The organism is Frigoribacterium sp. ACAM 257 (assembly GCF_007954365.1).
Classification (GTDB): domain Bacteria; phylum Actinomycetota; class Actinomycetes; order Actinomycetales; family Microbacteriaceae; genus Frigoribacterium.
Window position 1 is genome coordinate 17,275 of the sequence record NZ_VOLO01000006.1, and the last position, 25,453, is coordinate 42,727.

Sequence of the window (25,453 nt, forward strand, 5' to 3'; positions counted from 1 at the left end):
GCCCCTGCACCGCCCCGCTCGCACCTGTTCGACCTGCCCCACCCGCCCCGTTCGCCACGAATCCCGAGGAACCCCATGCAGCTGCACACGATCACCACCGGCGACGGCGAGCGGCACGTGGGGCTGGTGCACGGGCTCGGTGCGGACGGGGCGACCTGGCAGCCGCTCGTCGACCGGATGCTCGCCACCGGGCGGTACACGGTCACGACGGTCGACCTGCGCGGCCACGGGCACAGCGGCCGCGCGTCGTCGTACCGCCTCGACGAGTTCGCGACGGACCTGGTCGAGGCCCTGCCGTCCGGCCTGCACAGCGTGGTCGGACACTCGCTCGGCGGGTCCGTGCTCGTGCGGGCGGTCGCCCGGCTGGAGCCCCTCAGGGCGGTCTACCTCGACCCGGGCTTCCACCTGGCGCTGCCGACCAGCGGCCTCGCCGGGCGGCTGTTCTGGGCCGTGCCGCCGCTGACGCTGGCCGTCGCCGGGCTCGCCCAGGCGCGGACGACGAAGGCGGTGCGCGCGCGCTACGACGCGGCGACGGTCGCGCTGCTCGACGGCGCCCGCGAGCGGTTCGACACGAAGATGGCGATCGGGGTGTTCCGTGACGTGGCGCACGCGCCGATCGAGGTGGCGCCTCCTGCGGTGCCCTCGGTCGTCGTGCTCTCGGACGACAGCCCGGCCGTGCTGCCCGAGCCCGTCGCCCGCTCGCTCGAGGGAGCCGGCTGGGAGCTGCGCCGCCTGCCCGGCGTGCACCACGACATGCACCTCGAGGCGCCCGACCGCGTGTTCGAGCTGATCGCGGACGCGCTCTAGCGCCACCTCGGCCGATCAGGGCGCGCGGGGACGCGAACGAACTCACAGCACCCTCTTACCGCGGGCATGAGCTTCTGTTATGTTCCGGCCAGGGGCTCGCCCCTGTCTCCTCGGGGCGCTGGGCCGCGACGGACATGCAATGACGCACGTACCCATCTCGAGAGAAAGAACGCCCTTGCGCTCATCAGCCAGAAGGGGACTCGTCGCCGCGCCGACGGCCCTCGCCCTCGCCCTCGGAGGCGTCCTGCTCGCCGCAGGGCCCGCCTTCGCGGCCGGACCCGTGACGATCACGTCGCCGGCGCCCGACTCCACCTACGACAACTCGGCCGGCCTGCCCCAGGTCGTGCCGATCACGGGCACGGGCCTGCCGACCACCGACGACCTCGTGCTCACCTACGACATCGGCACCGGCACCCCCGCTCAGGGACTCTTCGCGGGCACGACGCACAACCCCGACGGCTCGTTCAGCGTCAACGCGAACTTCGGCCAGCTGCCTGCCGGCGAGACCACCGTCGTCGCGAACCTCTCGGCAGCGGACGCCCAGTCTGGTGTCGCCGACCCCGAGGTGACGCCCTCGACCTACACGTTCGAACTCGCCGTCGCGCCGAACCCCGCCTTCCCGTTCCGGGTGGACTACCCCGGCACCGGCACGGTCGTCGACACGACGACCCCGGTCTTCACGGGCGTGGCGCAGCCCGGCAGCACCGTCACGGTGACCTACAGCAACAAGAACCTCGGCAACTCGGTCGCCGGCTCCGCGACGGCGAACCCCGACGGCACCTTCTCGGTCCCGACGACGTTCCTCGACCTGGCTCCGGGCTCGCTCGGCTCGGGCGCGAACGTCACCCAGTCGGACCCGGCCGCGCAGGTCGGCTCGCTCGGCGTGGCCTTCACGTTCGCCGAGGCGCCCGTGCCCGCGATCGCCCCGACGATCACGGCGACGCCCGACGAGGTGACCGTCGACGAGGCGAGCACCACCGGCATCGCGATCGCCGCGACCGGCTTCAGCCCCAACGAGGAGGTCACCACCGTCGTGACCGACTCCGACGACGCCGTCGTCGTCCTGGCCGACCGGGACCTGAACTACTACGCGGACGACAACGTGGGCGCCTACGCCGACACGATCGTCTTCGCCGACGGCGTGCTCGCCGACGACTACACGATCACGCTGACCGGCGTCCGCTCGGGCATCGTCCAGGCCGTGGCCGTCACCGTCGTCGACGAGGACATCCTGCTGACGCCCACCCCGGTGATCACCAGCCCCACGGAGGGGCAGGTCGTCACGGGCGGCACCGTCACGATCTCGGGCACCGGCCCCGTCGGCACGGGCATCGTCCTGACCGTCGCCGACCCGTCGTTCCTCGACGGGACCATCACCGAGTCGCCCGCCGAGGGCCGCTTCTACCTCACCGACCTCGCCGACCCGATCCTGGTCGACGCCGACGGCAACTGGACGGTCTCCGTCGAGCTGCTCCCCGGTGAGTACGTGACCCAGGCCATCGCGGCCGAGCTGAACGCCGACGGCTCCGTGAACGAGACGGGAGGCGTGTCGGACTTCTCGAACGCCGTCGCCTTCTCGCTCGTCGCCGCTGCCGTGGTCCCGCCCGTCGTGACCCCGGTCGCCCCCGGGACGCGTCCGGCCGGTCTCGCCTACACCGGTTCCGAGGCGTCGCAGGGCGTCGTCGGCGCCGCGCTGCTGCTGCTCGTCGGCGGAGGGCTGCTCGTCGCCGCCCGTCGCCGCCGCGCGCTGACGGCCGACTCGGCCGAGTAGGCGTCCTGCGGGGCCGAGCTCCCCGCACCGCTCCACCGCACCTCAGCTGCACCTCGCCCGCCCCGAGCGGCACCACGGACTCCCGTCGGTCGCCGCCCGGGGCGGGCGTCGCTCTGCCCGGTGCGGCACGCCTCCCGGACGCGGGCGAGTTCGTCGTCCGCGGGCTGCCCCGACGGCCCGCGCCCGACGAACACGCCCGTGATGCACCGGTCGCGCGAGCCCAGCAGGCTGCGGCCACGCGAGCCGAGGAGGCGGGCGAGCAGACGAGGCAGTTCGGATGACTTCCGCAGGTGCTCCCGGGGATCTGCACATCGGGGGCCAGCACGATGTCCTCATGCCCGACTTCAAGCGCCTCCTGGGCGCCGCCGCGAAAGCGCTCGGCGACTCGAACTCCTCCTCCTCCTCAGCCCGCAACGGCCAGCAGCGCCCGGGCGCCGGCTCGGGCTCCGGCACGGGCACCGACTGGCGCGACCTCGTCCGCACGGCGGCCGACAAGCTCACCGGCGACGGCGGCCCGCAGCAGGGCGACCAGCGAGGAGGCGGACAGCGGCAGGGGCAGGCCCGCTACGGCCAGCAGGGCTACGGCCCGCAGGGCGGCTACGACGCTCGTCAGCAGCAGGGCTACGACCAGCAGGGCCAGCACCCGCAGCAAGCCGGCGCGCAGCGCGCCGCCGCCGGCGCTCCCCGCGCCACCGAGGCCGACCGCGTCGCCCTCGGCAAGTACGACTACCTGCTCCGGACGGCCGAGCCCGAGCAGCTCGAGCAGGTGCACCGCGACGCGTTCGCCCGCCTGACCCCGCAGCAGCGCGAGCTCGTCCAGGCCCGCCTCACGGAGGAGCTGCCCGCCCACGAGCAGCCCCGCAGCGGTAGCACCGACGACCTCGCGCGGGCCGCAACACGTGGCGAGACCGTGCACCCCGGGCTCATGCAGCGTGTCTTCGGCGGCCACGGACGCCCCGGCCAGAGCTCGGGCGGCCACGCGACCGGCACCCGTCAGGGCTCGGGCGCAGGGAAGTTCGCCGCGGGAGCAGCGGCGGGCGCGGGAGTCGCCGCGCTCGGCGGCCTCGCCCTCGCCGTGGCCGGCGGCGCCGCCGTCAGCAGCGTCGCGGGCCCGCTCCTCTCAGGAGCGCTCGCGAACGGCATCGACTTCGGCGGCCTGGCCGAGAACTTCGGGCTGGAGGGCGTCGCCGGGCTCTCCGAAGGCCTCGGCGGCCTGACCGAGGGCGTCGACGGCATCGCGCAGGGCGGCGAGGAGTACCTCACCGGCCTCGGCGAGCAGGTCGGGGGCCTCGGCGACGGGTTCCAGATCCCCGGGCTGGGCGACCTTGGCGGCCTCTTCGACCGCTAGCGCGCCTCCCGGGGCACCGCACCTGCAGCCGGGCAGCTCACGGTGCCCGCGCGGCGCTCTTCAGACCCGCACGCGGTGCAGCGGGTCGAGCGCCGAGTCCAGCGCCGCCTCGAGCGGCCACGCCGACCGCAGCGGTTGGCTCATCACGAGCCCGCCCTGCACCGCCGTGAGGATCACCATCGCGATCCGCTCCGGGTCGGCCTCGCGGTCGACGTCGCCCGACGCCTGCATCTTGCGGACCCCCGCGGCGAGCAGGTCGCGCCACGCGCCCATGCTCTCGACGATCACGCGCTCGAGCTCGGGGTCGGTCATGGCCGCCTGCGTCGCGAGCGACCCGATCGGGCAGGCCCACCGGCCGAGGCCGAGGTAGTAGTCGACGAGCGCTTCGCGCCAGGCACTCCACGACTCCCACGAGCCGAGGTCGTCGACGTGCGGCTGCTGCGCGGCGAGCAGCTGCCCGCCCTCCCATGCGGCGACCTCGCGGACGAGCTCCGCCTTGCCGCCCGGGAAGTAGTGGAACAGCTGGCTCTTGCTCGTCAGGGTCGCCGCCCGCACGGTGTCGAGGGTCGTCCCGCCGATCCCGGACGCGAGGATCTGCTCCCCCGTCGCCTCGATGATGCGCTGCCGGGTCGCCCGGCCGCGCTCGGTGAGCTTCTTGTCGTCCACCCGTCGATCCTACCGCGATGGACCATGCGGTCCATTCATGTGCTAGGAATGGACCATGAAGTCCAATGACGAAGAACTGCAGACCCTGACCCCCGACACCCGCCTGGTCGGCACCACGGCGCTGGTCACCGGCTCGACCAGCGGCATCGGCGAGGCGATCGCGCGCGTGCTCGCCGCCTCCGGCGCGGAGGTGGTCGTGAGCGGTCGCGACGCGTCGCGTGCTGCCTCCGTCGTCCGTGCCGTCACCGAGGCCGGAGGCCGTGCGCACGCCGTCGTCGGCGACCTCGGCGGCTCGCCGGCCGAGGTGCGACGCGTCGCCGCCGAGGCCGAGGCCGCGCTCGGCGGACGCGTCGACGTCCTCGTCAACAACGCGGGCATCTACCCCGCGGGGCCGACGGCCGACCTCTCCGACGCCGAGCTCGACGCCGTCCTCGCGACGAACGTGCGGGCTCCCCACCTCCTCGTCGCGGCACTCGCCCCGGCCATGGCCGAGCGAGGGCGGGGCTCGATCGTCAACGTGGGCTCGTGGATGGCGCGCGTCGGAGTCCCGTTCGGGGCCGCCTACACCGGCTCGAAGGCCGCGCTCGAGCAGATGACCCGCACCTGGTCGGCGGAGTTCGGCCCGCACGGCGTCGGCGTCACGACCGTCGCGCCCGGGGCGACGAGCACGCCCGGCAACGCCGACAGCGCCGACGTGCTCGCCGCGATGACGGCGGGCACCGTCGCCGGCCGCCCCGTGCGCCCGGTCGACGTGGCGTTCGCGGTCCGCTGGCTCGTCTCGGGCGAGGCCGCGTTCGTGCACGGCAGCACCGTCGACGTCGACGGCGGCATCGCGGCGACCCGCCTGAGCTGACCGGCCGCACCTCCTGCGGGCGTGCCCGCGTCCGCACCCGCGGGACCCGCGCAGGCCCTCGTGCGCGCACGGGGGTCTGCGCGGTTTCCGAGGGTGCCGGAGCATGATCCCCCAGGAGGCGCCACCCGGCCGCCCCAGGAAAGGACCGTCATGAGCGACACCACCGGAAACGACCCCTTCGCCCGCCTCCCCGAGGTGCCGAGCTTCACCGTCACGAGCGCCACCGTCGAGGACGGCGCCCCCTTCGCGCAGCAGCAGTACTCCGGGGCGTTCGGCGTCCCCGGCGGCCAGGACGTGTCGCCGCAGCTCTCGTGGTCGGGCGCCCCCGAGGGCACCAAGAGCTACGCGGTCACGGTCTACGACCCGGACGCCCCCACGCAGTCCGGCTTCTGGCACTGGGCCGTCGCGAACATCCCGGCGTCCGTGACCGACCTGCCCGAGGGCGCGGGCGACGCGACCGGCGCGCAGCTGCCCGAGGGCGCGTACCAGCTGCCGAACGACTCGCGGGCTCCCTCGTTCATCGGCGCCGCACCTCCTGCGGGCCACGGTCAGCACCGCTACTTCGTGACGGTGCACGCGCTCGACGTCGAGGACATCGAGGTGCCCGCCGACGGCACGCCCGCCTACCTGAACTTCACGATCGCGTCGCACATCCTCGCGCGCGCCACGCTCGTCGCGACCGGCGAGATCCCCGCCGAGTAGCCCGCCCCCGCCGCTCGCTCTCCTCATTCAGGAAGCTGAGTCCTGAGTCCGCACTGCGCAGGACTCAGCTTCCTGAACCGTGCACAGTTCAGGAGGCGCCAGTCGCGAACTCCTGGATCAGGCACGAGACCGCACGGGCGCTTCCGAACGGCTGCCTCCACGCGGGTGAGGCCGCGCGTCGGGGCGACTCGTCGCCGCGTGGGCGGCCGACTGCGCCGAGCGCGTCCTCCCCCTCTTCGAGCAGGAGGCGCCCGACGACGGCCGCCCCCGCGACGGCATCGCCCGTGCCCGCGCCTTCGCCCGGGGCGAGCTCGACGCCGCCGGCGAGATCCGCCGCCGCTTCGTCGCCGGTCGAGCCGCGCAGTCCGTGACGTCGCCCGCAGCCCGGGCCGCCGCGTGGTCGGCAGGCCAGGCGTCGGGCGTCGCGCACCTGGGCGCGCACGCCCTCGGCGCAGCGGCCTACGCCGCCAAGGCCGTGGTTCTGGCAGCCGGGTCCTCGCAGGGCGCGACCGCAGGAGGCGCCGCCGAGATCGCCTGGCAGCTGCGGCACCTGAGCCCGCCGGTCCGCACGGCCCTCGCGCGCCTCCCCCTGCTCGGAGAGGACCGCTCGGGCCCCCTCGGCCCGGGCCTGCTCGCGTCGGGGACGCTCGGCGAGGCGATCCGCACGCTCCAGGCGGGCCTGCGCTAGGCGCCCGAGCCTCCCCTCCCCCGCTCGTCCGCGCCTCGCACTCGACGAGTCGCCCCGAGCTGCTGCCCTGAGACCCGTGGAGCAGCGGTTCGGGGCAACTCGATGCCGCCACTGTCCACTTCGCGAAGGTCGGCGGCGACATCGCTAGATGATCTAGCCGATCGTGACAAGATGCACATGCATAGAAATGCGACGTCGTCCCCCTGCAGCACGACGCTGCCGAGAGGAGCCCACCATGAGCATCATCCGCCCCACGAGCCCCTTCTCCGAGGTGCGGGACCACGAGCGCCAGGTGACGCTCTTCGTCCTCGCGTCGTCGGCCGTCGCGACCTGCGCCAGCCTCGTCGTCGGGATGCTGTTCCTCCTCGGCCTCAGCGCGTAGGCCGCCCGGCGGCGCCTTCAGCCGCGCCGCCTTCGTCGCCGCCAGTCGCAGCCGCAGCAGCCGCGGCACCCGCAGCAGCAGACGCCGCCTCGCCCGCGGCCGGCCCCGACTTCAGCAGCTTCAGCCCGACGACGCTGCCGACGATCCCCGCGAGCAGCAGCACCCGCACGACCGTGACGGCCTCGCCGCCGGTGAGCATGCTCCAGGTGACCGTGAACGCGGCGCCGAGCCCGGCCCAGATCGCGTACGCGGTGCTGATCGGGATGTGCCGCGTCACCCAGCCGAGCGTCAGCATCGAGGCGGCGAGGCCGAGAACGAAGACGACGGAGGGGGCGAGCACCGAGAGCCCCTCGCTCCGACCCAGCGCGGTCGCCCAGACCGCCTCGAGCACGGCGCTGACGACGAGCACGACCCACGGCATCAGCTGACCACCTTGAGGCCGACGACGCAGCCGATCAGCACGGCGAGCAGCAGTGCGCGGGCGACGGTCAGCACCTCCTGGCCGCGGACGACCGCGATCACGACCGTGAGCACGGCGCCGATCCCGACCCACACGGCGTAGGCGGTGCCGACCGGGAGGTCGTTCATGGCCAGCGCGAGGCCGACCATGCTCAGCACGAGCGCGACGACGAACAGCGCCGTCGGCCCCTTCTTCGTGAAGTTCTTCGACGCCCCCAGAGCCGAGGCCCACACGGCCTCGAGCACCCCCGCGACGATCAACAGCAGCCAGGCCATGACGGGCCCCTCTCCTCCTGCGCACCGAGCCGACCGGATGTCGACGGCCCTGTGCGACCCGTGGTCGCACAGTCGTGCGGAATCAGTTCTAGCACGTTCTCGCCCGTTTTCGCACGGTCGTGCCAGAATCGACGGATGCCCCGCACCGTGGACCTCGACGACCGCCGCCGCATCGTCGGCGAAGCCGCCTGGCGAGTGCTGGTCCGCGACGGACCGACGGAGGTCTCCGTCCGCAAGGTCGCGGCCGAGGCAGGGCTGCCGCCCTCGTCGCTGCGCTACACCTTCCCGACGCAGGCGAGCGTGCGCGACGCCGCGGTCGCGCTGCTCGTGTCGCGGCTGCGCGAGCGCGTCGACCGAGCGGCGTCGGCGAGCGGCGGGCACGACGCGGCCCGGGCCGTGCTGCTCGAGCTGCTCCCCCTCGACGACGAACGCCGCGCCGAGATGGAGGTGACCGTCGCGTTCGCCGCCCTCGCCCTCACCGACGCCTCGCTCCGCACGGCGCACGAGCAGACGCACGCGGCTGTGCGCGACGTCTGCGCGCTCGCGCTGGCGCATCTCGACGCCCCTGCGTCGGCACGCGCGGCCGGCGCGACCAGCACCCCCGGCGCCCCCCGGCTGGCCGACGTCGACGTCGAGCTCACCCATGCCGTCGTGGACGGCCTGGCCCTGCACCTGCTCGCCCAGGCGGTCGGGACCGACGCCTCCTGGGCGGTCACCGCTCTCGATGCGCATCTCGCACTGCTGGCACGGCGCCCCTGACGCATCGCACCGGGTTTCGTACACTGCACCGCGTCTAGACCTGGTGCAGTGTCCGAAACCCGGTGCGACGTGATGCGGCCGCGCTGACGGCCAGCCCGGCGCCCACAGGAGGTGCGGCTCGCGTCCGCGAGACGGGGTCCGCCCGCCCATCGCAGCCGCCCGGCCGCTCGCACCCGTCGAAGCCGCGCACACCCCTCGGCGCGCGCGAGGGTGTGCGCGGGCCCTAGGGGTCCGAGCGGGAGCGCGCCGGCCAACCGACGCCCGCTCACGCACGAACGCCCCGCGCAGAGCGAGGGCGTTCGTGCGACTGGCGGGTGCGACCTACGCGAACGTCGCCGCGTCGATCACGAAGCGGTAGCGCACGTCCGACTTGAGCACGCGGTCGTAGGCCTCGTTGATCTGGTCGGCGCTGATCAGCTCCGTCTCGGGCAGGATGCCGTGCTCGGCGCAGAAGTCGAGCATCTCCTGGGTCTCGCGGATGCCGCCGATGGCCGAGCCGGCCCAGCTGCGGCGAGCCGGGATCAGCGCGAACGCGGGCACCTCGAGGGGCTCCGAGGGGGCACCGACGTTGACGAGGGTGCCGTCGACGGCGAGCAGGCCGAGGTAGGCGCCCATGTCGATCTTGGCCGACACGGTGTTGACGATCAGGTCGAACGAGTTCGCCAGGTCGGTGAAGGTCTGCTCCTCGCTGGTCGCGTAGTGCGCCTTCGCGCCGAAGCGCAGCGAGTCCTCCTTCTTGGAGGTGGTCTGCGACAGCACGGTCACGTCGGCGCCGAGCGCCGCGGCGATCTTGACGCCCATGTGGCCGAGGCCGCCCATGCCGACGATGGCGACCTTGGTGCCCTCGGTCACGCCCCAGTGGTGCAGCGGCGAGTACAGCGTGATGCCGGCGCAGAGCAGCGGCGCGACCTTGTCGTAGTCGAGCGACTCAGGGACGCGCAGCACGAAGTCCTCCGTGACGACGACGGCCTGCGAGTAGCCGCCCTGGGTGACGGTGCCGTCGGCCGGGTCGACGCTCGTGTAGGTGCCGGTGTTGCCCTTGGCGCAGTACTGCTCGTCGCCGCGCTCGCAGTACTCGCACTCGCCGCACGAGTTGACCATGCAGCCGACGCCGACGCGGTCGCCGACCTTGTGCTTCGTGACCTCGGAGCCGACCTCCGAGACGGTGCCGACGATCTCGTGGCCGACGACCTGCGGGTACTGGATCTCGCCCCACTCGCCGCGGACGGTGTGGATGTCGCTGTGGCAGATGCCGGCGTAGGCGATGTCGATCATGACGTCCTTCGGGCCGACGTCGCGGCGCTCGATGGTCGTCGGGACGAGGGGCTCGGTGGCGGACGGTGCCGCGTAGGCCTTGACGGTGCGCATGTGTGCTCCTGTGTTCGTGTGGTGATGTCGGGGAAGTGGAGAAGAAGAGGGGGAAGAGAAGGAGGCGCGGGCCCGACCGCGGGAGAGGGCCGACCCCGTCGAGCAGCAGCGCTCCGAGGACACCCGCGTTCCACGCTACGCACACGCCCTGAGGGCTGACAGGCACTGTCAGGACACCCCTCGCGCCCGCGATCCGCCGCGAAAGCGACGAACCTCCGCGATCTTCCCCGCCGCTTCGTCGCTTTCGCGTCGGCACGGCACGGCACGGCACCGCCCGGCACCGCACGCGCGAGTGAACACCGGATGTCCCCCGAGCGGACTCCAGGTGTCATTTGCATGAACTGCAACCTTGTGTTCAGCTATGAGTTCGCCCACAAGGCCGTGGACGAGGAAGGCCGAGATGACCACTGATCACCGCACCCCCCGCGCCCCCGCCGAGACGTCGTCACGTCGAGGGCTGACCGCGTTCCTCGCGGCCCCGCCGCCCGCTCCTCGTCTCGACGACGCGACCGTCGCGCGTCGTTACCCGCGCCTCCGGCTGCAGGTGTTCCTGGGCATCTTCATCGGCTACGCCGCCTACTACCTGATCCGCAACAACGTGCCGCTCGTGTCGACGATCCTCAAGGACGAGAACGGCTTCAGCACCGTCGGCCTCGGCGTCATCACCAACGGCGTACTGCTCGCCTACGGCTTCAGCAAGTTCCTCAGCGCGATCGTCAGCGACAAGAGCAGCGCCCGGTTCTTCCTGCCGATCGGCCTCGCGCTGTCGGCCCTCGCGAACCTGTTCATCGCCTTCGTCCCCGCGGTGGGCGCCTCCGTCGCGTTCTTCGCCGTGGTGATGATCTTCAACGGGTTCTTCCAGGGCATGGGCTGGCCGCCCAGCGGGCGCACCCTGGTGCACTGGTTCTCGACCTCCGAGCGCGGCGGCAAGACCGCGATCTGGAACGTCGCGCACAACGTGGGAGGCGCGGGTGCCGGAGGCCTCGCCGGCGTCGCGCTCGCGTCGTTCGGCACCTGGCAGAGCGTGTTCTGGTTCCCCGCGGTCGTCTGCCTCGTCATCGCGGTCGTCGCGCTGGTGCTGCTGCGCGACACCCCCGAGTCCGAGGGCCTGCCGCCCATCGAGGAGTACCGGAACGACCCGGCCCCCGTCGAGACCGACGCCGCCGACGAGGGCGCCTCGACCTGGTCGACGATCCGCCGCTACGTGCTCACGAACCGCACCATGGTGAACCTGGCCCTGGCCAACGTGTTCGTCTACACGCTGCGCTACGGGGTGCTCGTCTGGGCGCCCGTCTACCTGTCGGAGGTGCGCGGCGCGAGCCTCGGCGAGGGCATAGCAGGCTTCTCGCTGTTCGAGCTGGCCGGGATCCCCGGCACCCTGCTCTGCGGCTACATCAGCGACAAGGTGTTCAAGGGACGCCGCTCCCCCACGGGCATCCTCTTCATGAGCGCGGTCGGCGTGGCTGTCGCCATCTACTGGCTGTCGCCCGTCGAGGGCCCGCTGTGGATCTCGCTCGCGATGCTCGTGGCGATCGGCGGGCTGATCTACGGCCCGGTCATGCTGATCGGCCTGCAGGCGCTCGACCTCAGCCCGCGCTCGGTCGCCGGCACCGCGGCAGGGTTCACGGGGCTGTTCGGCTACGTGCTCGGCGCGACCCTCGCCTCCACCGGCATCGGCCTGGCCGTGCACGCCTTCGGCTGGGACGTCACCTTCGTGTTGATCCTCGCCTGCGTGGTGCTCGCGATCGTGCTGCTGGCGATCGTCGGCCGCGACGAGCGCGCGCTCAACGAGCGCAAGCGCGCCCGTGACGCCGAGGAGGCGGCGGCCCGCTAGCCGGGACCGCCTGCGCTCGTCGCCCGCGCACCTCCCCGAGAGCGACCGCGTCGGCACCCTCAGGACCCGCGCGCACCCTCGCTCGCGCGCACGGGTGCACGCGGCTCTGAGGGGTGCGGACGCGGTGCGGGCGTCCGCACGACGAGCAGCACCGCCCGCCAGAGCAGCGCGCCGGCGACGGCTCCGGCGGTGTTGGCGATCACGTCGTCGATGTCGGTCGCGCGGTTGCCGCCGATCGACAGGTGCAGCGCCAGCTGCAGCAGCTCGACCGACACGCTCGCGAGCAGCGCGAGCGCGCCCACCTGAACGATGCCGCGCAGACGACGTCGGGGCGTCTCCCCGCGACCGGCCCGCGCCCGCCCCGTCAGGTACGCGCCGAGCGGCACGGTCATCACGATGTTCAGCCAGAACGATCGGAGGTGCAGCGAGCTGAGCGGATCGAGGTTCATCATCGGGCGCCACGGCGAGTCAGGCGGGGCGTCGAGGTCGATCACGAACGGGAAGAACGTGACCGCGACCAACGCCCCGAGGTAGGCGACCAAAGAGGTCCGCCAGAGGATCGTCCCGAGGCCTGCCCCGGTGCGCCGCGAGCGCAGCTCGACGAGCACGACGGCGACGATCGTCACGGGGACGACGGAGGCGAGCGCCGGGACGACGACGTGCCAAGAGGAGTCGGGCATGGAGTCCTTTCTTCGGCAGCAAGTCTCACGGCCCGCCGCCGCCGCCGCTTCGCCCCCAGGGCTGAATCCCCGGGGCTGGTCTCCGGGGCCGGCCTCCGGGGCTGGACCCCCAGGGCGGGAGTCCCCGGGGCCGGATCCGCCGCGCCTGTGTAGACAGTCCACATGAAGATGAACACGCGCTTCGGGCGCATCATGTACGGCATCAGCCTCGTCGTCAGCGTCGGGATAATCGCCGTCGTGTGGCTCGTGATCCAGCCCGGCGTCGTGTTCTCGGTCCTCTTCACGCTCTTCGTGCTGGCCATCGACGTCTACAACGGCCGCAAGGCCTTCGGCGTCTCGCCCGAGCCTCGCTGACCGCCGGGACGCGCCCGAGTCGCGCCGACTGTCGGCCCGGCCGCGGGACCGGCCGCGGGTCCGGATCCGCACATGCCGACCGGGAGGGCTGCAATACGGGTTCTTCCCTGCATTGCAGACCTCGCCACGCCTCACCGGTCGGGTTCTGCGGGCGCACGGTGACGGCGGCCGCAACGGCAACGGCAACGGCAACGGCACCGCAAGCGGACGGGACCGGAGGAGGCGCCGCTCGCCCCGCCCCCGGGCCCGACCCGGCGCGCCCCTCGCACCCGCGGCCGGCGCATCCCACGATGGAACAGTCCCCGTGACAGATCTGACCACCCCGAAGGAGCTGGGCGTGAGCGCACTCGAGCACCAGGCCTCCCTGGCCGGAGAGGCCGATGTCGACGCGCCGGTCGCAGGCCCAGCCGCGAGTCGACCCCACCGCCCCTCCTGGGAGCTGCTCCTCTGGCTCCTCTCCGCCGCCCTCGTCGCGACCGGAGCAGCCCTGCTGTGGCAGTCGAGCGCGAACGGCTCGTTCGACACGGGGCTCACTTCGTCGACACTCGAGGTGGACCCCGAGACGGGCCACATGATCTCCTGTGAGACGGACGCCGGCCCTTGCCCGTGGACCCTCGCGACGGGCAGCCTCGCCTACGCCCTCGCGCTCCCCGCCCTGGGCTCGGGCACGACCGGACTCCTGCTCGGCATCGCCCTCCGAGCCCGCCGAGCGACCTCGCAGCTGCAGCTGCAGCGGCTCGCTCAGCCACAGCCGCACCCCCAGCGCGACGAACGCCGAGCACCCCCGCAGGAGGCGCCCGCCCAGCCAGGACGACCACCCCAGCCCCGGGACGCCCACGCGACACCGCCCTCGGCACGCTCCCTGCGGGACGGGACCGCCGCCTCCTTCGCCCCCTTCATGCCGCCCGGGCAGCAGCCCGACGACGACCCCGCACGCCGATGAAGCGCCGGTCCCGCGGGGTCGTGGTCGCAGTCGCCCTGGTCGAGCTGGCCGCCGGTCTCTTCCTGGTCGGAGTCGCCCTGCTCGAGCTGCACCGCGTGGTCAGTCTCGGCATCGTCCTGGTGCTCGTGATCGGTGCGGGACTCGTGGTCGCCGGGGTCCAGGCCCTCGCGAGGGGCCGGTCGCCACACGGCTGACCGCGAACGAGGTGACGCGTCGCAGGGGCCTGCCCCGAGCGGACCCCTTCGACGTGTCACATGGTTCGCGAGTGCACCCGCGCACCCGAGCACGCGCTAGAGCGTGGCGCCCGTCGCGCGCGCAGCCGCGTGACGCGTCATCGAGCGGGCGAGCTCGGCCAGCGCGGTCGTCACGACAGCGAGCTCGGGTCGCGACGCGAGCCCGTCGAAGACCTCGAAGTAGTACCTGATCTCGCCCTCGATCAGCGTGACGCCGGCAGGGGCGATCACGAGGACGCTGCTGCGCCGGTCGCTCGGGTGGGCCGCACGGTCGAGGAACCCGGCGTCGGTCATCCGGTCGACGAGGCTCGTGACGGAGCCGGACGAGAGCTCGAGGTACGCCGCGAGCTCGCGCGGCGTGACGTCGGTGCCGCCGTGCACGAAGTACAGCGCACGGAGGTCCGAGACGCCGATGCCGTGGTCGTTCGCGACGATCTTCATCAGGGCCTCGGCGCGCATCTGCGCCGCGCCGAACGCCTGCATGAACCCGGTGACGGAGTCGGGGCCGACACCGGAGTCGTGGCCGGCGCCTCCGTCGAGGGAGGGCGCCGCGGCCGGGGTCGGGTCCGGTGCGGTGTTCGGTCGGGTCATGTGCCTAGGTCGGGTCGAGAGTGTCGGGGTGGTCATGTTCGCTCCTGCGCTGAGATCGGCATCCGTGCCGACCATTAGATTAGCGAGAATCTCGATCGTCGAGACACCCCCCGTTCGGTGCGGCGCAAAACGGATAGCCGAGGAGGCGCGAGGCCGTCGACCGCACCGCCTCGCGACGCGTGCGCGCACCCGCGGCCCTGCTCGACCGTCACCCTCTCGACGGACGCGCCGCGCCTCCTCGCCGACCTACGGTCGAGGCATGACCCGTCGACTGCGCACGCTCCTCCTCGTCGTGGGCGGGGTCGTGACCGCCGTCGGCGGGAGCCTCACGCTGCTCTACCTGTTCCAGCCGTGGAGGACGTGCTCGTACGACGACACCCCTTCTGCGTGCGCGATGCTCCCGGGCGACGCGGCCGTCCTGGCGCTGTCGGCGGTGGGCACGCTCGTCGGCGCGACCGTCCTGCTGGCCGGCCTCCTGAGCCCGAGGCTCGCGGCCGGCTGACGGTCGGCCGGCCAGTCCGTCGCCGACGGGCCGTCGCGACGGCCCGCCCCCGACGAACCCGCCCGCCCCCAGGAGCGACCAGCTGGCGACGGAGACCGCGCTCAGGCCGACCGGCGCCGCCCCGACCGCGCAGCGAAGGCGTCGAGCGCAGCGAGGATCTCGTTGGTCCGGTAGAGCTGGCCGCCGACGTGCTCCGTCTTGGACACGAGGACGCCCGCCTCCTCGAGCCGTCGCAGGTGCGGGTAGGCGTTCTTGGGCTCGATGCCCATCTCGGCGGCGAGCACCTTCGGGTTGAGCACGGGCTGGCGCGCGACCACGTCGAGCGCCGTCCAGATGCCCGAGTCTCGGCGTGCACGGAGGCGCTCACGCCAGCCCTCTCGGATGCCCTGGATCTCGTCCACGAGCTGTCGGGCGTTGTGGACCGCCTCGAACGACGCCTCGGCGACGAGTCGGGTGATCGGGTCGAGGTCTCCTCGGCGGTACGCGGTCAGCGCGGCGTAGTAGCCGGCGGTGTCGCCGAGCAGGCCGGCGGAGACCGGCACGGTGACGTTCCGGGTCAGCTCGTTGGCCCGCAGCATGGACTGGAGCAGCGCGCGTCCCGTGCGACCGTTGCCGTCGGTGAACGGGTGGATGGTCTCGAACTGCGCGTGCGTGACGGTCACCTGGATCAGGCGCGGCACGTCGAGCCGGCGCGCGAAGGCGAGCACGTCGTCGATCAGATCGGGGATGCGCTCCCACCGTGGCCCGACGAAGTCGGCGCCCACGGGGCTGTCGGAGCGCGACCCGATCCAGACGGCCTCCTTCCGGAACTGCCCCGCATCGTGCTGCGCGTCGTGCTCGAGCAGCACCTCGTGCATCGCGAGGACGGCTGCAGCATCCAGTTCGTCGGAGAGCTCGACGGCTCGACGCATGGCTCGCGTGTTCGAGACGATCGCGGAGGCGTCCCGCCGGTTGCCTCCTCCTAGTTCTGCCGTGAGGATCTGGCGGGCACTGGCCGTGAGCTGCTCGATCTGCGACGAGGCAGCAGCCTCGGACCGCAGCAACAAGGAGGCGAAGGGTGCGACGTCAGAGCCGAGCTCGGCATCGAAGACGGCCAGGGCTGTCGACGCCTCGTCGGCGAGAGCAGCGACTTCGGGGCTGACCACAGGCGAGAGGTCAGCGATGAGAGGCGGGACTGCCGCCTGATAGGTCGCGCGCGACGGGCCCTGCCGGGCAGCACGCGGCCCGAACGACGCCGAGCGACTCGTCCACTCGAGCGTCTCGTGGCCGATCGCGGGCCAGGATGCTTGTGATGTCGTCACCGCGCCTCCTCAGTCTGAGCTCAGCCATTTTTCTGAGATAACGCATTATCTCAGAAAACAAGGTCGTCGCATTCTGAGATCGGCGAGGGCGTTCCTCATCGGCGGACCGCGTCCAGGCGGATCGCGTCCAGGCGGATCGCCCAGCGCAGCCAGAAGTCCGCGACGACCAGGACGAGCCACGCCGTGACCAAGACGTGCGCGAGCGACCCCAGGTCGAAGACCCACAGACAGGCACAGAACGCGACGCCCGCCACGAGGGCGTCGATCAGCGTCGCCGACCGGACCTCGACGGCGAGCGCCCGCTCGACACTGTCCGGATCAGCCGAGCGCATCGCTCGTTCTCGGCGGCGACGGAGCGCGAACGAACCGAGGCACCCCGCGAAGATGACGAGCCCCGAGGCGGCGGCCGGCAGCCACCGCGACTCCCCCGACGTGCTGGCGAGCCAGGCCGAGGTGCCGATGAGTGCGGCAGCAGCCGCGAGCAAGAAGATCCAGCGCATGAGGTCGCCTCCAGGGCGTGAGGTGCAGGAGTTCCTGCTCCTCTCAAGCTAGGCCAGACCACCGACATGTCAATGTCTCATCCGAATGACCCAGAGAGCGGGGTCGCAGTCCAGGGCCCGGCGTCACCCCTGAGCCAATCCACAACACCTCTTGCGCAACACCTCTTGTGCACCTACTGTTGCCGCATGATCCCCCGCATCACACCGAGCGACAGCGCACCGAGCGACACCCCCCGCTCCCTCCTCACCGACGCCGCCTCGATGCGGGTGCTGGCCCACCCGACGCGGCTGCGCCTCCTCGGCCTGCTGCGCGAGCGCGGCCCGCAGACCGCGGCGCAGCTCGGCGACGTGGTCGACGAGGCGCCGGGCACGGTCAGCTACCACCTGTCGAAGCTGGCGTCGATCGACCTGATCCAGCCGGCCGAGCCGCAGAGCGCCGACCGCCGCGAGCGCTGGTGGCAGGCGACGACGCCGGTCACCTCCTGGGAGCCCGCCGACCTCCTCGACGACCCCGACCAGCTCGCCGCGTCGGCCGCGCTGCAGAGGCAGATCGCGCACACCTACGCCGCCCGCTACGTCGAGTACGTCGACGAGTCGCCGACCCTGCCGCGGGAGTGGGTCGCGGCGGCTGCGTCCGGCGACCGCAGCCTGCGCCTGACGTCGACAGAGCTGGCTGCCCTCCGCGCCGACCTCGAGTCCGTCGTCGCCCGCTGGCTCGATGCGAGCGCCGCGCACGACCCCGCGGCCGACGACGGGGCCGAGCCGGTCACCGTCGTCTACCAGGCCTACCGCCGCCCAGGAGGCGCGGGCGCGTGACCGAGGACGCCCGCGTCGCCGAGTCAGCCGGCCCGACCGGCCCGACCGGCCCGACGAACTCGCCGGGCCAGACGAACTCGACCGGCCCGACGAACTCGCCCAGCCCGGCCAGCCCGCGCACCCCGACCCGCGCCTCCCGCACCGCCCTCTCGGCCCTCGTCGCCGCCCACGCGATCTCGCAGACCGGCAACGTCGTCACGGCGTTCGCGGTCCCCTTCTACGTCTTGGCGCTGGGCGGCTCCGGCGTCGAGATCGGCGTCGCCGCGGCCTTCGCGACGGCGCCCGTCATCATCGGCGGACCTCTCGGCGGGGTCGTCGTCGACCGCGTCGGCCACCGTCGCGCCGCGATCGTGGCGGACGTCGTGAGCGGCGCCTCCGTGCTGGCGATGCCCGTGCTGGCGCTGACCGTCGGCCTGCCGTTCTGGGCGCTGCTGGCGCTGGTCTTCGTCGCGGGCCTGCTCGACGCCCCCGGCCAGACCGCGCGTCGGGTGCTGCTCCCCGGCCTCACCGAGCGCGCCGACATCCGCATCGAGCGGAGCGTCGGCCTGCTCGACGGCTCCGAGCGCTTCGCCAAGCTGATCGGGGCGTCGCTCGCCGGCCTGCTCGTCGCCGTCGTCGGGCCGATCCCGTCGCTGTTCGTCAACGCCGCGACGTTCGCCGTCTCGGCGGTGCTGACCTGGACGCTGGTGCCTGGGCCTGATCCGTCCCGTGACGGATCAGCCAGCCCGACGAGCCCCCACCCGGCAGCGCCCGCCGGCGAGCGCGCCGAGGAGCCCGGCAGCCGCAACCGCACCCGCACCCGCACCCGCACCGACAGCACCGAACCGGCCCGCGCCTCCTACTGGCAGGACCTCGCCGAGGGAGCCCGCTTCGTCGTCCGCGACCCCCTGATGCGGCTGATCGTCGCGCTGGTGCTGGTCACCAACCTGCTCGACGCGGCCCGCGGCTCGACCCTGCTGCCCCTCTACGCGAACGACCGTCTAGGAGGCGCGGCCGCCCTGGGACTGCTGGTCGCGACCATGGGCGGCTGCGCCCTGCTCGGCAACGTGGTGTTCGGCTTCGTCGCGCACCGGGTGCCGAGGCGGATCACCTTCGCGCTCTGCTTCGCGCTGGCCGGGGGCCCGTCCAGCCTGGCGTTCGCGCTGGGCGCCCCACTGCCCGTGCTGGTCGCCGCTACCGCCCTGTCGGGGCTGGCGGCGGGGGCGCTCAACCCGATCCTCGCGACGGTCGAGCTCGAGCGGGTGCCCGAGCACCTGCGCGGCCGCGTGTTCGGGCTCCTCAACGCGGGGGCCTGGGCCGGGGTCCCGTTCGGAGCCCTCCTCGGCGGGGTCGCCGCCGACACGATCGGTCTCACCGTCGCCTTCGGCATCGTCGCGGCGGTCTACGTGGCGGTGACGCTCACGCCGCTCGCGGGCGGGTCGTGGCGACTGATGGAGCGCGGCGCGGTCCGCCTCGAGACGGGCCGCACGCCCTAGCCTCGGCACATGAGCATCGACGACCGGATGAGCACCGACGACTGGGAAGCCCGGGTCGCAGCCCTCTGGGCCGACTCCGACATCGACGACGAGCAGCGGATCACCCTGATGGAGGCGCTGGCGTCCGCTGCGCCGCACCCGGCCCTGGGCTCGTTCGAGCTGGGCGGCGCCCACGACTCGGGCGGGCAGGAGGCGCAGGCCGACGTCCACTACGCGGCGGCGACCGCGGCCGGTCTCGACGCCGTCGACCCCACGCGTGCGGCACAGCTGGTGGTGCAGCACGCCTCGACCCTCCGCAACCTCGGCCGGCTCGACGAGGCGATCGCGATGCTGCGTGACGCTCCCGAGCACCCTGCCACCGGGGCCGCACCGAGGGTGTTCCTCGCGCTCGCCCTGCACAGCGCCGGGCGCGCGGACGAGGCGCTCCGCGTCGCGATCGAGGCCGTCGAGCCGACCCTGCCGCGGTACCACCGCTCGGTCGCGGCCTACGCGGCCGCCCTGACGGAGCAGTAGCGGCCGCGCGGGCTGTGTCCACGCGCCCGCTCGGGTGCCCACGCGTGTCCCTGTCCGTGTCCCGTCTCGTTCCGATCATCACGTCGCATTACGGCGAGACGGGATGCTCGGAACAAGACGGGACACGTTGACGCCACGAGCCGCCGCGTCGTGCCGTGGTTCCGTCGAGGCATCCTCAGCGAACCCGACGGTTCGGTCGCTACTCTCACGGCACGGCAACACCCGTCGCCCAGAGCGACATCTGCCGAGACCCGCAGAGCACCGACGCTCGCGGACCGCACCACACCGGACCACACCGCACCGCACCGCACCGCACCGCACCCGATGGCAAAGGAGCCACTCATGGACAGACTCACCAGCAAGATCGCCCTCATCAGCGGAGGCGCGCGAGGCATGGGGGCGTCGCACGCCCGTGCGATCGTGGCCGAGGGAGGCAAGGTCGTCATCGGCGACCTGCTCGACGACGAGGGCCGCGCCCTCGCGGACGAGCTCGGGGACGCCGCCCGCTACGTGCACCTCGACGTGACGTCGCCCGCCGACTGGGAGGCGGCCGTCGCCACGGCCGTCAGCGAGTTCGGCGGCCTCAACGTGCTCGTGAACAACGCCGGCATCGTCAACTTCGGCCGCCTCGGCACGTACACGCTCGACCAGTGGAACCTCATCCTCGGCATCAACGTCACGGGAGCCTTCATCGGCATCACCGCGGCGAAGGAGGCGCTGGTCGCGTCCGCCCCGTCGTCGATCGTCAACATCTCCTCCACCGCAGGGCTGCAGGGCACCACGGCGCTGCACGGCTACGTGGCGTCGAAGTTCGCCCTCCGCGGCCTGACCAAGTCGGTCGCGCTCGAGCTCGGGGCGGAGAACGTGCGCTCGAACTCGGTGCACCCCGGCGTCATCCGCACCCCGATGACCGACGGCCTCGAGCTCGGCGACCAGCTCGGCGCCCTGCACCGCATCGGCGAGCCCCAAGAAGTCTCGAACCTGGTGGTCTACCTCGCCAGCGACGAGTCCAGCTTCCAGACCGGGGCCGAGTTCGTGATCGACGGCGGCGAGCTCGCCGGCGAGAGCGACAGCGTCAGCGAATAGCGCGCATCTGGCGACGCACCTCCGAGTGGACGATGCACCCCGCGACGACGAGGTGCATCGTCCACTTCGGGGCGCCGGGCCTGCCCGCCGCCCGTCACCTGCCGATCGGACCGCGACGGGACTAGGCCGAGTCCCGGACGACGAGCCGGACCGGGCCGGCGACGACGCCGGGAGACGGCGCCCCGCCGATGGCGTCGACGAGGTGCTGCGCGGCGGCGCGTCCGAGCTGCTCGAGTGACATGTCCACGCTCGTGAGCGGCGGTCGCGACTCACGGACGAGCAGGTCCCAGTTGTCGAAGCCGACCACGGAGATGTCGTCGGGGACGCTGACGCCCTCGTCCCGCAGCGTGTCGACGACGCCGCGCGCGATGTGGTCGCTGCCGCCGATGATGGCGTCCACCGACTCACTGCCCCGCACCAGGAGGCGAGCGCAGTCGCGCCCCCACCCCTCGCCCCACTGCCCGAAGAGGGACGTCCCCCCGACCAGCTCGAGCCCGGCTGCGGACAGGGCCTGCTGCACGCCCACGGCGCGGTCCCGAGCCGCGGCGTACGAGGCCTCGCCGTTGACGAGGGCGATGCGCGTTCGCCCCTTCTCGATCAGGTGCTCGGCGGCCAGCCGCCCGGCCTGGACGTTGTCGGGCGTGAAGGAGGCGTCGGCCGGGTCGCTGGACGGCGCGTAGACGTAGACGACAGGGACATCCGCGAGCATCGGCACGGGCGGACGAGGATTCGTCGTGCGCCCCACGATGAGCAGCCCGTCGACCCGACGCGTCAGCAGTGTCTGCAGGTGCAGCTGCTCGCGCAGCGCGTCGTCGCGGGCGTCGGCGAGCAGCACCGACAACGAGCCCGAGCCGAAGGCGTCCTCGGCGCCGAGCAGCACCGGCAGCACGAAGCGGTTGTCGAGGTCGCTCGTGACCATCCCGATCGTGCCGGTCCGGGCCGAGTTCAGCGCCTGTGCGAAGAAGTTGGGCGTGAACGAGAGCGCCGCGGCGGCCTCCTGCACCTTGACCCGGGTCGACTCCCGCACCTGCGCCCGGCCGTTCAGGGCCTTGGAGGCGGTCGCGACCGACACCCCGGCGGCCCGGGCGACGTCGGCGAGCGTCACGGGCGCCGTCGTCGCCTTGCCGCCTCCTGCAGTGGTCATGCAACGAAAATAGTTCACAGAGTCATTGACGGGCAACTCATGCGCGTGTAACTTCGCACCCGAAACCAGTTTCGGTCTCTTTGCTCTCGACGATGAGCGCCCTGTGCTGCACCTGCCGGGCTCTCCGACAGAGCATCCGCAGCAGTTCAGAGAGGAACCTCCTGTGATCTCGTTCATCCGCAGCAAGCGCACCGCCGTGGCCGTCGTCGGCCTGGCCGCCGCGTCCCTCGCCCTCACCGGCTGCGCCGGCGGAGCAGGCGGCGGCTCGTCCGACGCGGCCTCCGGCACCTACACGTTCTGGGACCCGTACCCCCAGTTCGACGACTCCAGTGACTGGGCGAAGCTCATCGAGAAGTGCGGCACGGAGGCGGGAGTGACGGTCGAGCGCACCGGATACGACACGTCCGACCTCACCAGCAAGGCGCTGCTCGCCGGCCAGCAGGGCAACTCGCCGGACCTCCTGCTCGTCGACAACCCGGTCGTCTCGACCCTCGCCGAGGCAGGCCTGCTCACCGACACGGACGAGACGGGTGCCGACACCTCCGACATCGAGGCGAACATCCTGGCTGCGGGCCAGCTCGACGGGAAGACCTACGGCGTCCCCGTCGGCGCCAACACGCTCGCGCTGTACTACAACAAGGCCGTCCTGGACGCGGCAGGCGTGGACCCCGCGTCGGTCACCGACTGGGACAGCCTGACCTCCGCCCTCGAGGCGGTGTCCGCCTCGGGCGGCAAGGGCATCACCTTCTCGGGCATCGGGACGGAAGAGGGCAGCTTCCAGTTCCTGCCCTGGTACTGGGGCTCGGGCGCCGACCTCACCGAGCTCGACTCCGACGACGCCGTCTCGGCGCTGGCCCTCTGGACCGACTGGGTCGAGAAGGGCTACGCCCCCAACTCGGTGATCAACAACACGCAGACGACGAGCTGGCAGGAGTTCCTGACCGGCGAGTACGCCTTCAGCGAGAACGGCACCTGGCAGCTCGCCGGCGTCAAGGAGTCGGGCATCGACTACGGCATCATCTCGATCCCCGCCAAGGACGGCGGCGCGGCCCCTGCGCCCACCGGCGGAGAGTTCCTGACCGTCCCGGTGCAGAGCGACGACGCCCGATACGAGGTGAGCGAGAAGATCCAGTCGTGCCTGACGAGCACCGACAACCTCGTCGCGACCGACACCACGCTGTCCTACGTCGCACCCACGAAGGACGCGCAGGCCGAGCAGGTCGCCGCCGATCCCGACCTCGAGCCGTGGGTCACCGCGGTCGCCGACGCCAAGGGCCGCACCAGCGACGACCTCGGCACCGACTACCCGAAGATCTCGGAGCAGCTCTGGAAGGCCGTGCAGAACAGCCTCAGCGGGTCGTCCGACCCCGAGGCAGCCCTGCAGGAGGCGCAGCAGGCCGCCGCGTCGGCCACCGAGTAGTCCCCGCACCGCCACCGCATCACCCCACCCACCGCACCGGGCACCGCCGGACGACGAGGAGCAGCACCATGAGCACCGACACGATCGAACGTCGCCAGGCACCGCCCGGGGGGAGGTCGGCCCCGAGCCCCGACCTCCCCGGCGGGGGGCCGCGACGCCCGCGACGACGCGGACCGGGGGCCTCCCAGGTCACCGCCTGGGCGTTCCTCGCCCCGGTCGTCGTCTACCTCGCCGTCTTCTACGTCTGGCCGCTGGTCCGCAACGTCGACCTGTCGACGCACGACTACACGGTGCGGTCGTTCATCGACGGGACCGCGCCCTTCATCGGGCTCGAGAACTTCGCGGACGTCTTCTCCAGCCCGACCTTCGGGCCGGCGCTGGTGAACACCCTGCTGTTCACGGGCATCTCCATCGCGTTCCAGTTCACGATCGGCATGGCCCTGGCGGTCTTCTTCTTCCAGAAGTTCCCGCTGTCGTCGACGCTCAGGGCCCTGTTCCTCGTGCCGTGGCTGCTCCCTCTGATCGTCAGCGCCTCCACCTGGTCGTGGATGCTCAACAGCGAGAGCGGCGTCGTCAACTCCGTCATCCGCACCCTCGGCGGCGACCAGGTCAACTGGCTCACGTCGCCGCAGTGGGCCCTGACCAGCGTCATCATCGCCAACATCTGGATCGGCATCCCGTTCAACCTCGTGATCCTCTACAGCGGGCTGCAGAACATCTCCGGAGACCTCTACGAGGCGGCCGCGCTCGACGGCGCGAACGGCTGGCAGGTCTTCTGGCGCATCACGTTCCCGCTGCTGCGACCCGTCTCGGCCATCACGATCCTGCTCGGCCTCGTCTACACGCTGAAGGTCTTCGACATCATCTGGATCATGACGCGCGGCGGGCCCGGCGACGCCTCGACCACCTTCGCCATCTGGTCCTACCAGCTCGGCTTCGGCTCCACCCTCCCCTCCTTCGGCCCCGCCGCCGCGGTCGGCAACCTGCTGATCGTCATGGCGCTCGTCTGCGGGTTCGTCTACCTGCGCGTGCAGAGGAAGCAGGACCAGTCATGAGCGCGACCATCCGGCCCGCCGCCGCCCCGACGTCCGCCGCCCGCCGCGCCTCCTCGAGCCGTGCCGGCCGCCGCAGCCTCGCGACCACCGTGATCGGGGTCGTGCTGACCGCGATCATGCTGTTCCCGATCTACTGGATGATCAACGTCTCGCTGACACCGACCGCGCAGATGCGGCAGAGCCCGCCGTCGTGGTTCCCCGCGAGCCCCACGCTCGACGGCTACCGGGCCGTCGTGAGCGAGCAGCTGCCGTTCCTCGGCACGAGCCTGCTGGTCGGTCTCGGGACCGTCGTCGTCACGATCGCCCTGGCCGCGCCGGCCGCGTACTCGCTGGCCAAGCTGCGACCCGTCGGAGGAGGCGCGCTCAGCTTCGTGATGATCGTCGCGCAGATGATCCCCCAGGTGATCATGGCCATGGGCTTCTACGCGATCTACCTCAACCTCGGCATCCTGAACCACTGGTGGGGCCTCGTCATCGCCGACTCGACCCTGGCCGTGCCCTTCGGCGTGCTGATCTTCACCGCGTTCATGCGGGGCATCCCCGACGAGCTGATGAGCGCCGCGAAGCTCGACGGAGCCAGCGCGTGGCGCACCTTCCGGTCGGTCGTGCTGCCGGTCAGCCGCAACTCGGCCGTGACCGTGGGGCTGTTCGCGTTCCTCTGGGCGTGGTCCGACTTCGTGTTCTCGTCGACGCTCAACAGCGGCGGGGACGCCCAGACGATCACCCTCGGCATCTACCGGTACATCGGCAACAACAACCAGGAGTGGAACTCGATCATGGCGACCGCCGTGGTCGCGTCGATCCCGGCCACGGTGCTGCTCGTCGTCGCCCAGCGCTACGTCGCGGCCGGCGTCACCGCCGGGGCCGTCAAGGACTGACACCTGCGCCGCCGACACCAGCTGCCTCCTCCCCCGCTCCCCTCCCTCA

The 25,453-nt window shown here is 72.4% G+C and carries 28 protein-coding genes and 1 pseudogene; 20 read left to right on the top strand and 9 right to left on the bottom strand.

The genetic code is table 11. From position 1 onward, the window contains the following. Positions 1–75 precede the first annotated feature (75 nt). The 3 genes from ES689_RS14005 (at position 76) to ES689_RS14015 (ending at position 3,926) form a co-directional block, all read left to right on the top strand. Positions 76–807, top strand: a complete 732-nt coding sequence (locus ES689_RS14005) for an alpha/beta fold hydrolase (protein ID WP_146905935.1) — start codon at positions 76–78, stop codon at positions 805–807. A gap of 175 nt (positions 808–982) precedes the next feature. After that, positions 983–2,578: a hypothetical protein gene (locus tag ES689_RS14010; protein WP_146905937.1), complete on the top strand. Its 1,596-nt coding sequence runs from the start codon at positions 983–985 to the stop codon at positions 2,576–2,578. Between the two features lie 334 nt (positions 2,579–2,912). Then, entirely contained in the window at positions 2,913–3,926 is a 1,014-nt protein-coding gene (locus ES689_RS14015; RefSeq protein WP_146905939.1) for a hypothetical protein, read from the top strand. A 60-nt stretch (positions 3,927–3,986) separates the two neighbouring features. Here the strand turns inward: ES689_RS14015 and ES689_RS14020 are convergent, their stop codons facing one another. Further along, positions 3,987–4,592 (bottom strand): TetR/AcrR family transcriptional regulator, encoded by a 606-nt coding sequence (locus tag ES689_RS14020; protein WP_146905941.1) that lies wholly within the window; start codon positions 4,590–4,592, stop codon positions 3,987–3,989. Positions 4,593–4,647: 55 nt separating this feature from the next. Here ES689_RS14020 and ES689_RS14025 point away from each other — a divergent pair, with 55 nt between their 5' ends. The 4 genes and pseudogenes from ES689_RS14025 to ES689_RS15720 all read left to right on the top strand — a co-directional run bounded on the left by ES689_RS14025 (position 4,648) and on the right by ES689_RS15720 (position 7,217). Beyond that, positions 4,648–5,445 carry an SDR family NAD(P)-dependent oxidoreductase gene (locus tag ES689_RS14025; RefSeq protein ID WP_146905943.1) on the top strand — a complete coding sequence of 266 codons (798 nt, stop codon included), beginning with the start codon at positions 4,648–4,650 and terminating at the stop codon, positions 5,443–5,445. 150 nt (positions 5,446–5,595) lie between these two features. After that, positions 5,596–6,147 (top strand): YbhB/YbcL family Raf kinase inhibitor-like protein, encoded by a 552-nt coding sequence (locus ES689_RS14030; protein ID WP_146905945.1) that lies wholly within the window; start codon positions 5,596–5,598, stop codon positions 6,145–6,147. A 190-nt stretch (positions 6,148–6,337) separates the two neighbouring features. Further along, positions 6,338–6,835: pseudogene (locus ES689_RS14035) on the top strand (putative immunity protein); the annotation flags it as partial. 235 nt (positions 6,836–7,070) lie between these two features. After that, positions 7,071–7,217: a hypothetical protein gene (locus ES689_RS15720; protein ID WP_191330491.1), complete on the top strand. Its 147-nt coding sequence runs from the start codon at positions 7,071–7,073 to the stop codon at positions 7,215–7,217. On the opposite strand, the gene ES689_RS14040 is transcribed toward ES689_RS15720, so the two are convergent. Together ES689_RS14040 and ES689_RS14045 are read right to left on the bottom strand one after the other, a co-directional pair. After that, entirely contained in the window at positions 7,207–7,638 is a 432-nt protein-coding gene (locus tag ES689_RS14040) for a multidrug efflux SMR transporter (RefSeq protein ID WP_146905947.1), read from the bottom strand. The genes ES689_RS15720 and ES689_RS14040 overlap by 11 nt on opposite strands. Continuing rightward, positions 7,638–7,952 carry a multidrug efflux SMR transporter gene (locus ES689_RS14045; RefSeq protein WP_146905949.1) on the bottom strand — a complete coding sequence of 105 codons (315 nt, stop codon included), beginning with the start codon at positions 7,950–7,952 and terminating at the stop codon, positions 7,638–7,640. The genes ES689_RS14040 and ES689_RS14045 overlap by 1 nt, the downstream gene beginning before the upstream one ends. Positions 7,953–8,087: 135 nt before the next feature. Between ES689_RS14045 and ES689_RS14050 the strand changes: the two genes are divergently transcribed. Next, complete coding sequence (locus tag ES689_RS14050) at positions 8,088–8,711, top strand: TetR/AcrR family transcriptional regulator (RefSeq protein ID WP_146905951.1); 624 nt, start codon at positions 8,088–8,090, stop codon at positions 8,709–8,711. 321 nt (positions 8,712–9,032) lie between these two features. On the opposite strand, the gene ES689_RS14055 is transcribed toward ES689_RS14050, so the two are convergent. After that, on the bottom strand, positions 9,033–10,079 hold the full coding sequence (locus tag ES689_RS14055) for an NAD(P)-dependent alcohol dehydrogenase (protein WP_146905953.1): 1,047 nt from the start codon (positions 10,077–10,079) through the stop codon (positions 9,033–9,035). 400 nt (positions 10,080–10,479) lie between these two features. Between ES689_RS14055 and ES689_RS14060 the strand changes: the two genes are divergently transcribed. Beyond that, positions 10,480–11,913, top strand: coding sequence for an MFS transporter (locus ES689_RS14060; protein WP_146905955.1), 1,434 nt, complete (start codon positions 10,480–10,482; stop codon positions 11,911–11,913). 59 nt (positions 11,914–11,972) lie between these two features. Here ES689_RS14060 and ES689_RS15725 read toward each other — a convergent pair whose 3' ends face one another. Then, positions 11,973–12,593, bottom strand: a complete 621-nt coding sequence (locus tag ES689_RS15725; protein WP_191330493.1) for a VanZ family protein — start codon at positions 12,591–12,593, stop codon at positions 11,973–11,975. A 162-nt stretch (positions 12,594–12,755) separates the two neighbouring features. On the opposite strand from ES689_RS15725, the gene ES689_RS15730 reads away from it, so the two are divergent. The 3 genes from ES689_RS15730 to ES689_RS14075 all read left to right on the top strand — a co-directional run bounded on the left by ES689_RS15730 (position 12,756) and on the right by ES689_RS14075 (position 14,084). Next, positions 12,756–12,947, top strand: a complete 192-nt coding sequence (locus tag ES689_RS15730) for a hypothetical protein (RefSeq protein WP_191330494.1) — start codon at positions 12,756–12,758, stop codon at positions 12,945–12,947. Positions 12,948–13,284: 337 nt separating this feature from the next. Beyond that, the gene (locus tag ES689_RS15735) at positions 13,285–13,890 is read left to right on the top strand and encodes a hypothetical protein (RefSeq protein WP_191330496.1); all 606 of its coding nucleotides are present in this window, start codon (positions 13,285–13,287) and stop codon (positions 13,888–13,890) included. After that, positions 13,887–14,084, top strand: a complete 198-nt coding sequence (locus tag ES689_RS14075; RefSeq protein ID WP_146905961.1) for a hypothetical protein — start codon at positions 13,887–13,889, stop codon at positions 14,082–14,084. Before ES689_RS15735 ends, ES689_RS14075 begins: the two co-directional genes overlap by 4 nt. Before the next feature lie 96 nt (positions 14,085–14,180). Here ES689_RS14075 and ES689_RS14080 read toward each other — a convergent pair whose 3' ends face one another. Next, the gene (locus tag ES689_RS14080; protein WP_191330498.1) at positions 14,181–14,750 is read right to left on the bottom strand and encodes a MarR family winged helix-turn-helix transcriptional regulator; all 570 of its coding nucleotides are present in this window, start codon (positions 14,748–14,750) and stop codon (positions 14,181–14,183) included. A gap of 223 nt (positions 14,751–14,973) precedes the next feature. Here ES689_RS14080 and ES689_RS14085 point away from each other — a divergent pair, with 223 nt between their 5' ends. Next, positions 14,974–15,216, top strand: coding sequence for a hypothetical protein (locus ES689_RS14085; protein ID WP_146905965.1), 243 nt, complete (start codon positions 14,974–14,976; stop codon positions 15,214–15,216). Between the two features lie 101 nt (positions 15,217–15,317). On the opposite strand, the gene ES689_RS14090 is transcribed toward ES689_RS14085, so the two are convergent. Together ES689_RS14090 and ES689_RS14095 are read right to left on the bottom strand one after the other, a co-directional pair. Then, positions 15,318–16,517 carry a Fic family protein gene (locus ES689_RS14090; RefSeq protein ID WP_146905967.1) on the bottom strand — a complete coding sequence of 400 codons (1,200 nt, stop codon included), beginning with the start codon at positions 16,515–16,517 and terminating at the stop codon, positions 15,318–15,320. A gap of 95 nt (positions 16,518–16,612) precedes the next feature. Beyond that, positions 16,613–17,017 carry a hypothetical protein gene (locus ES689_RS14095; protein ID WP_146905969.1) on the bottom strand — a complete coding sequence of 135 codons (405 nt, stop codon included), beginning with the start codon at positions 17,015–17,017 and terminating at the stop codon, positions 16,613–16,615. A 186-nt stretch (positions 17,018–17,203) separates the two neighbouring features. On the opposite strand from ES689_RS14095, the gene ES689_RS14100 reads away from it, so the two are divergent. The 4 genes from ES689_RS14100 (at position 17,204) to ES689_RS14115 (ending at position 20,907) form a co-directional block, all read left to right on the top strand. Continuing rightward, on the top strand, positions 17,204–17,833 hold the full coding sequence (locus ES689_RS14100) for a helix-turn-helix domain-containing protein (RefSeq protein WP_191330500.1): 630 nt from the start codon (positions 17,204–17,206) through the stop codon (positions 17,831–17,833). Continuing rightward, positions 17,830–19,308 (top strand): MFS transporter, encoded by a 1,479-nt coding sequence (locus tag ES689_RS14105; RefSeq protein ID WP_146905973.1) that lies wholly within the window; start codon positions 17,830–17,832, stop codon positions 19,306–19,308. The genes ES689_RS14100 and ES689_RS14105 overlap by 4 nt, the downstream gene beginning before the upstream one ends. A 9-nt stretch (positions 19,309–19,317) precedes the next feature. After that, positions 19,318–19,821 (top strand): tetratricopeptide repeat protein, encoded by a 504-nt coding sequence (locus ES689_RS14110; protein ID WP_223269626.1) that lies wholly within the window; start codon positions 19,318–19,320, stop codon positions 19,819–19,821. Positions 19,822–20,163: 342 nt separating this feature from the next. Further along, positions 20,164–20,907, top strand: coding sequence for an SDR family oxidoreductase (locus tag ES689_RS14115; protein WP_191330502.1), 744 nt, complete (start codon positions 20,164–20,166; stop codon positions 20,905–20,907). Positions 20,908–21,028: 121 nt separating this feature from the next. Here ES689_RS14115 and ES689_RS14120 read toward each other — a convergent pair whose 3' ends face one another. Beyond that, on the bottom strand, positions 21,029–22,051 hold the full coding sequence (locus tag ES689_RS14120; protein ID WP_146905979.1) for a LacI family DNA-binding transcriptional regulator: 1,023 nt from the start codon (positions 22,049–22,051) through the stop codon (positions 21,029–21,031). Positions 22,052–22,214: 163 nt separating this feature from the next. Here ES689_RS14120 and ES689_RS14125 point away from each other — a divergent pair, with 163 nt between their 5' ends. The 3 genes from ES689_RS14125 to ES689_RS14135 all read left to right on the top strand — a co-directional run bounded on the left by ES689_RS14125 (position 22,215) and on the right by ES689_RS14135 (position 25,404). Next, a complete protein-coding gene (locus ES689_RS14125; protein WP_146905981.1) occupies positions 22,215–23,471 on the top strand; it encodes an extracellular solute-binding protein in 1,257 nt (418 codons plus the stop codon). Positions 23,472–23,539: 68 nt separating this feature from the next. Continuing rightward, positions 23,540–24,526, top strand: a complete 987-nt coding sequence (locus tag ES689_RS14130) for a carbohydrate ABC transporter permease (RefSeq protein ID WP_146905983.1) — start codon at positions 23,540–23,542, stop codon at positions 24,524–24,526. A 116-nt stretch (positions 24,527–24,642) separates the two neighbouring features. Then, positions 24,643–25,404: a carbohydrate ABC transporter permease gene (locus ES689_RS14135; protein WP_305038358.1), complete on the top strand. Its 762-nt coding sequence runs from the start codon at positions 24,643–24,645 to the stop codon at positions 25,402–25,404. The last annotated feature ends 49 nt before the right edge of the window (positions 25,405–25,453 follow it).

Coding starts and splice junctions, on each gene's coding strand:
- ES689_RS14120 (WP_146905979.1), bottom strand. CDS start 22,051: ATGACCACTGCAGGAGGCGGCAAGGCGACGACGGCGCCCGTGACGCTC.
- ES689_RS14025 (WP_146905943.1), top strand. CDS start 4,648: ATGAAGTCCAATGACGAAGAACTGCAGACCCTGACCCCCGACACCCGC.
- ES689_RS14050 (WP_146905951.1), top strand. CDS start 8,088: ATGCCCCGCACCGTGGACCTCGACGACCGCCGCCGCATCGTCGGCGAA.
- ES689_RS14075 (WP_146905961.1), top strand. CDS start 13,887: ATGAAGCGCCGGTCCCGCGGGGTCGTGGTCGCAGTCGCCCTGGTCGAG.
- ES689_RS14095 (WP_146905969.1), bottom strand. CDS start 17,017: ATGCGCTGGATCTTCTTGCTCGCGGCTGCTGCCGCACTCATCGGCACC.
- ES689_RS14085 (WP_146905965.1), top strand. CDS start 14,974: ATGACCCGTCGACTGCGCACGCTCCTCCTCGTCGTGGGCGGGGTCGTG.
- ES689_RS14060 (WP_146905955.1), top strand. CDS start 10,480: ATGACCACTGATCACCGCACCCCCCGCGCCCCCGCCGAGACGTCGTCA.
- ES689_RS15725 (WP_191330493.1), bottom strand. CDS start 12,593: ATGCCCGACTCCTCTTGGCACGTCGTCGTCCCGGCGCTCGCCTCCGTC.
- ES689_RS14055 (WP_146905953.1), bottom strand. CDS start 10,079: ATGCGCACCGTCAAGGCCTACGCGGCACCGTCCGCCACCGAGCCCCTC.
- ES689_RS14110 (WP_223269626.1), top strand. CDS start 19,318: ATGAGCATCGACGACCGGATGAGCACCGACGACTGGGAAGCCCGGGTC.
- ES689_RS15720 (WP_191330491.1), top strand. CDS start 7,071: ATGAGCATCATCCGCCCCACGAGCCCCTTCTCCGAGGTGCGGGACCAC.
- ES689_RS14135 (WP_305038358.1), top strand. CDS start 24,643: ATGCTGTTCCCGATCTACTGGATGATCAACGTCTCGCTGACACCGACC.
- ES689_RS14005 (WP_146905935.1), top strand. CDS start 76: ATGCAGCTGCACACGATCACCACCGGCGACGGCGAGCGGCACGTGGGG.
- ES689_RS15730 (WP_191330494.1), top strand. CDS start 12,756: ATGAAGATGAACACGCGCTTCGGGCGCATCATGTACGGCATCAGCCTC.
- ES689_RS14130 (WP_146905983.1), top strand. CDS start 23,540: ATGAGCACCGACACGATCGAACGTCGCCAGGCACCGCCCGGGGGGAGG.
- ES689_RS14015 (WP_146905939.1), top strand. CDS start 2,913: ATGCCCGACTTCAAGCGCCTCCTGGGCGCCGCCGCGAAAGCGCTCGGC.
- ES689_RS14045 (WP_146905949.1), bottom strand. CDS start 7,952: ATGGCCTGGCTGCTGTTGATCGTCGCGGGGGTGCTCGAGGCCGTGTGG.
- ES689_RS14115 (WP_191330502.1), top strand. CDS start 20,164: ATGGACAGACTCACCAGCAAGATCGCCCTCATCAGCGGAGGCGCGCGA.
- ES689_RS14030 (WP_146905945.1), top strand. CDS start 5,596: ATGAGCGACACCACCGGAAACGACCCCTTCGCCCGCCTCCCCGAGGTG.
- ES689_RS14080 (WP_191330498.1), bottom strand. CDS start 14,750: ATGACCACCCCGACACTCTCGACCCGACCTAGGCACATGACCCGACCG.
- ES689_RS14100 (WP_191330500.1), top strand. CDS start 17,204: ATGATCCCCCGCATCACACCGAGCGACAGCGCACCGAGCGACACCCCC.
- ES689_RS14040 (WP_146905947.1), bottom strand. CDS start 7,638: ATGCCGTGGGTCGTGCTCGTCGTCAGCGCCGTGCTCGAGGCGGTCTGG.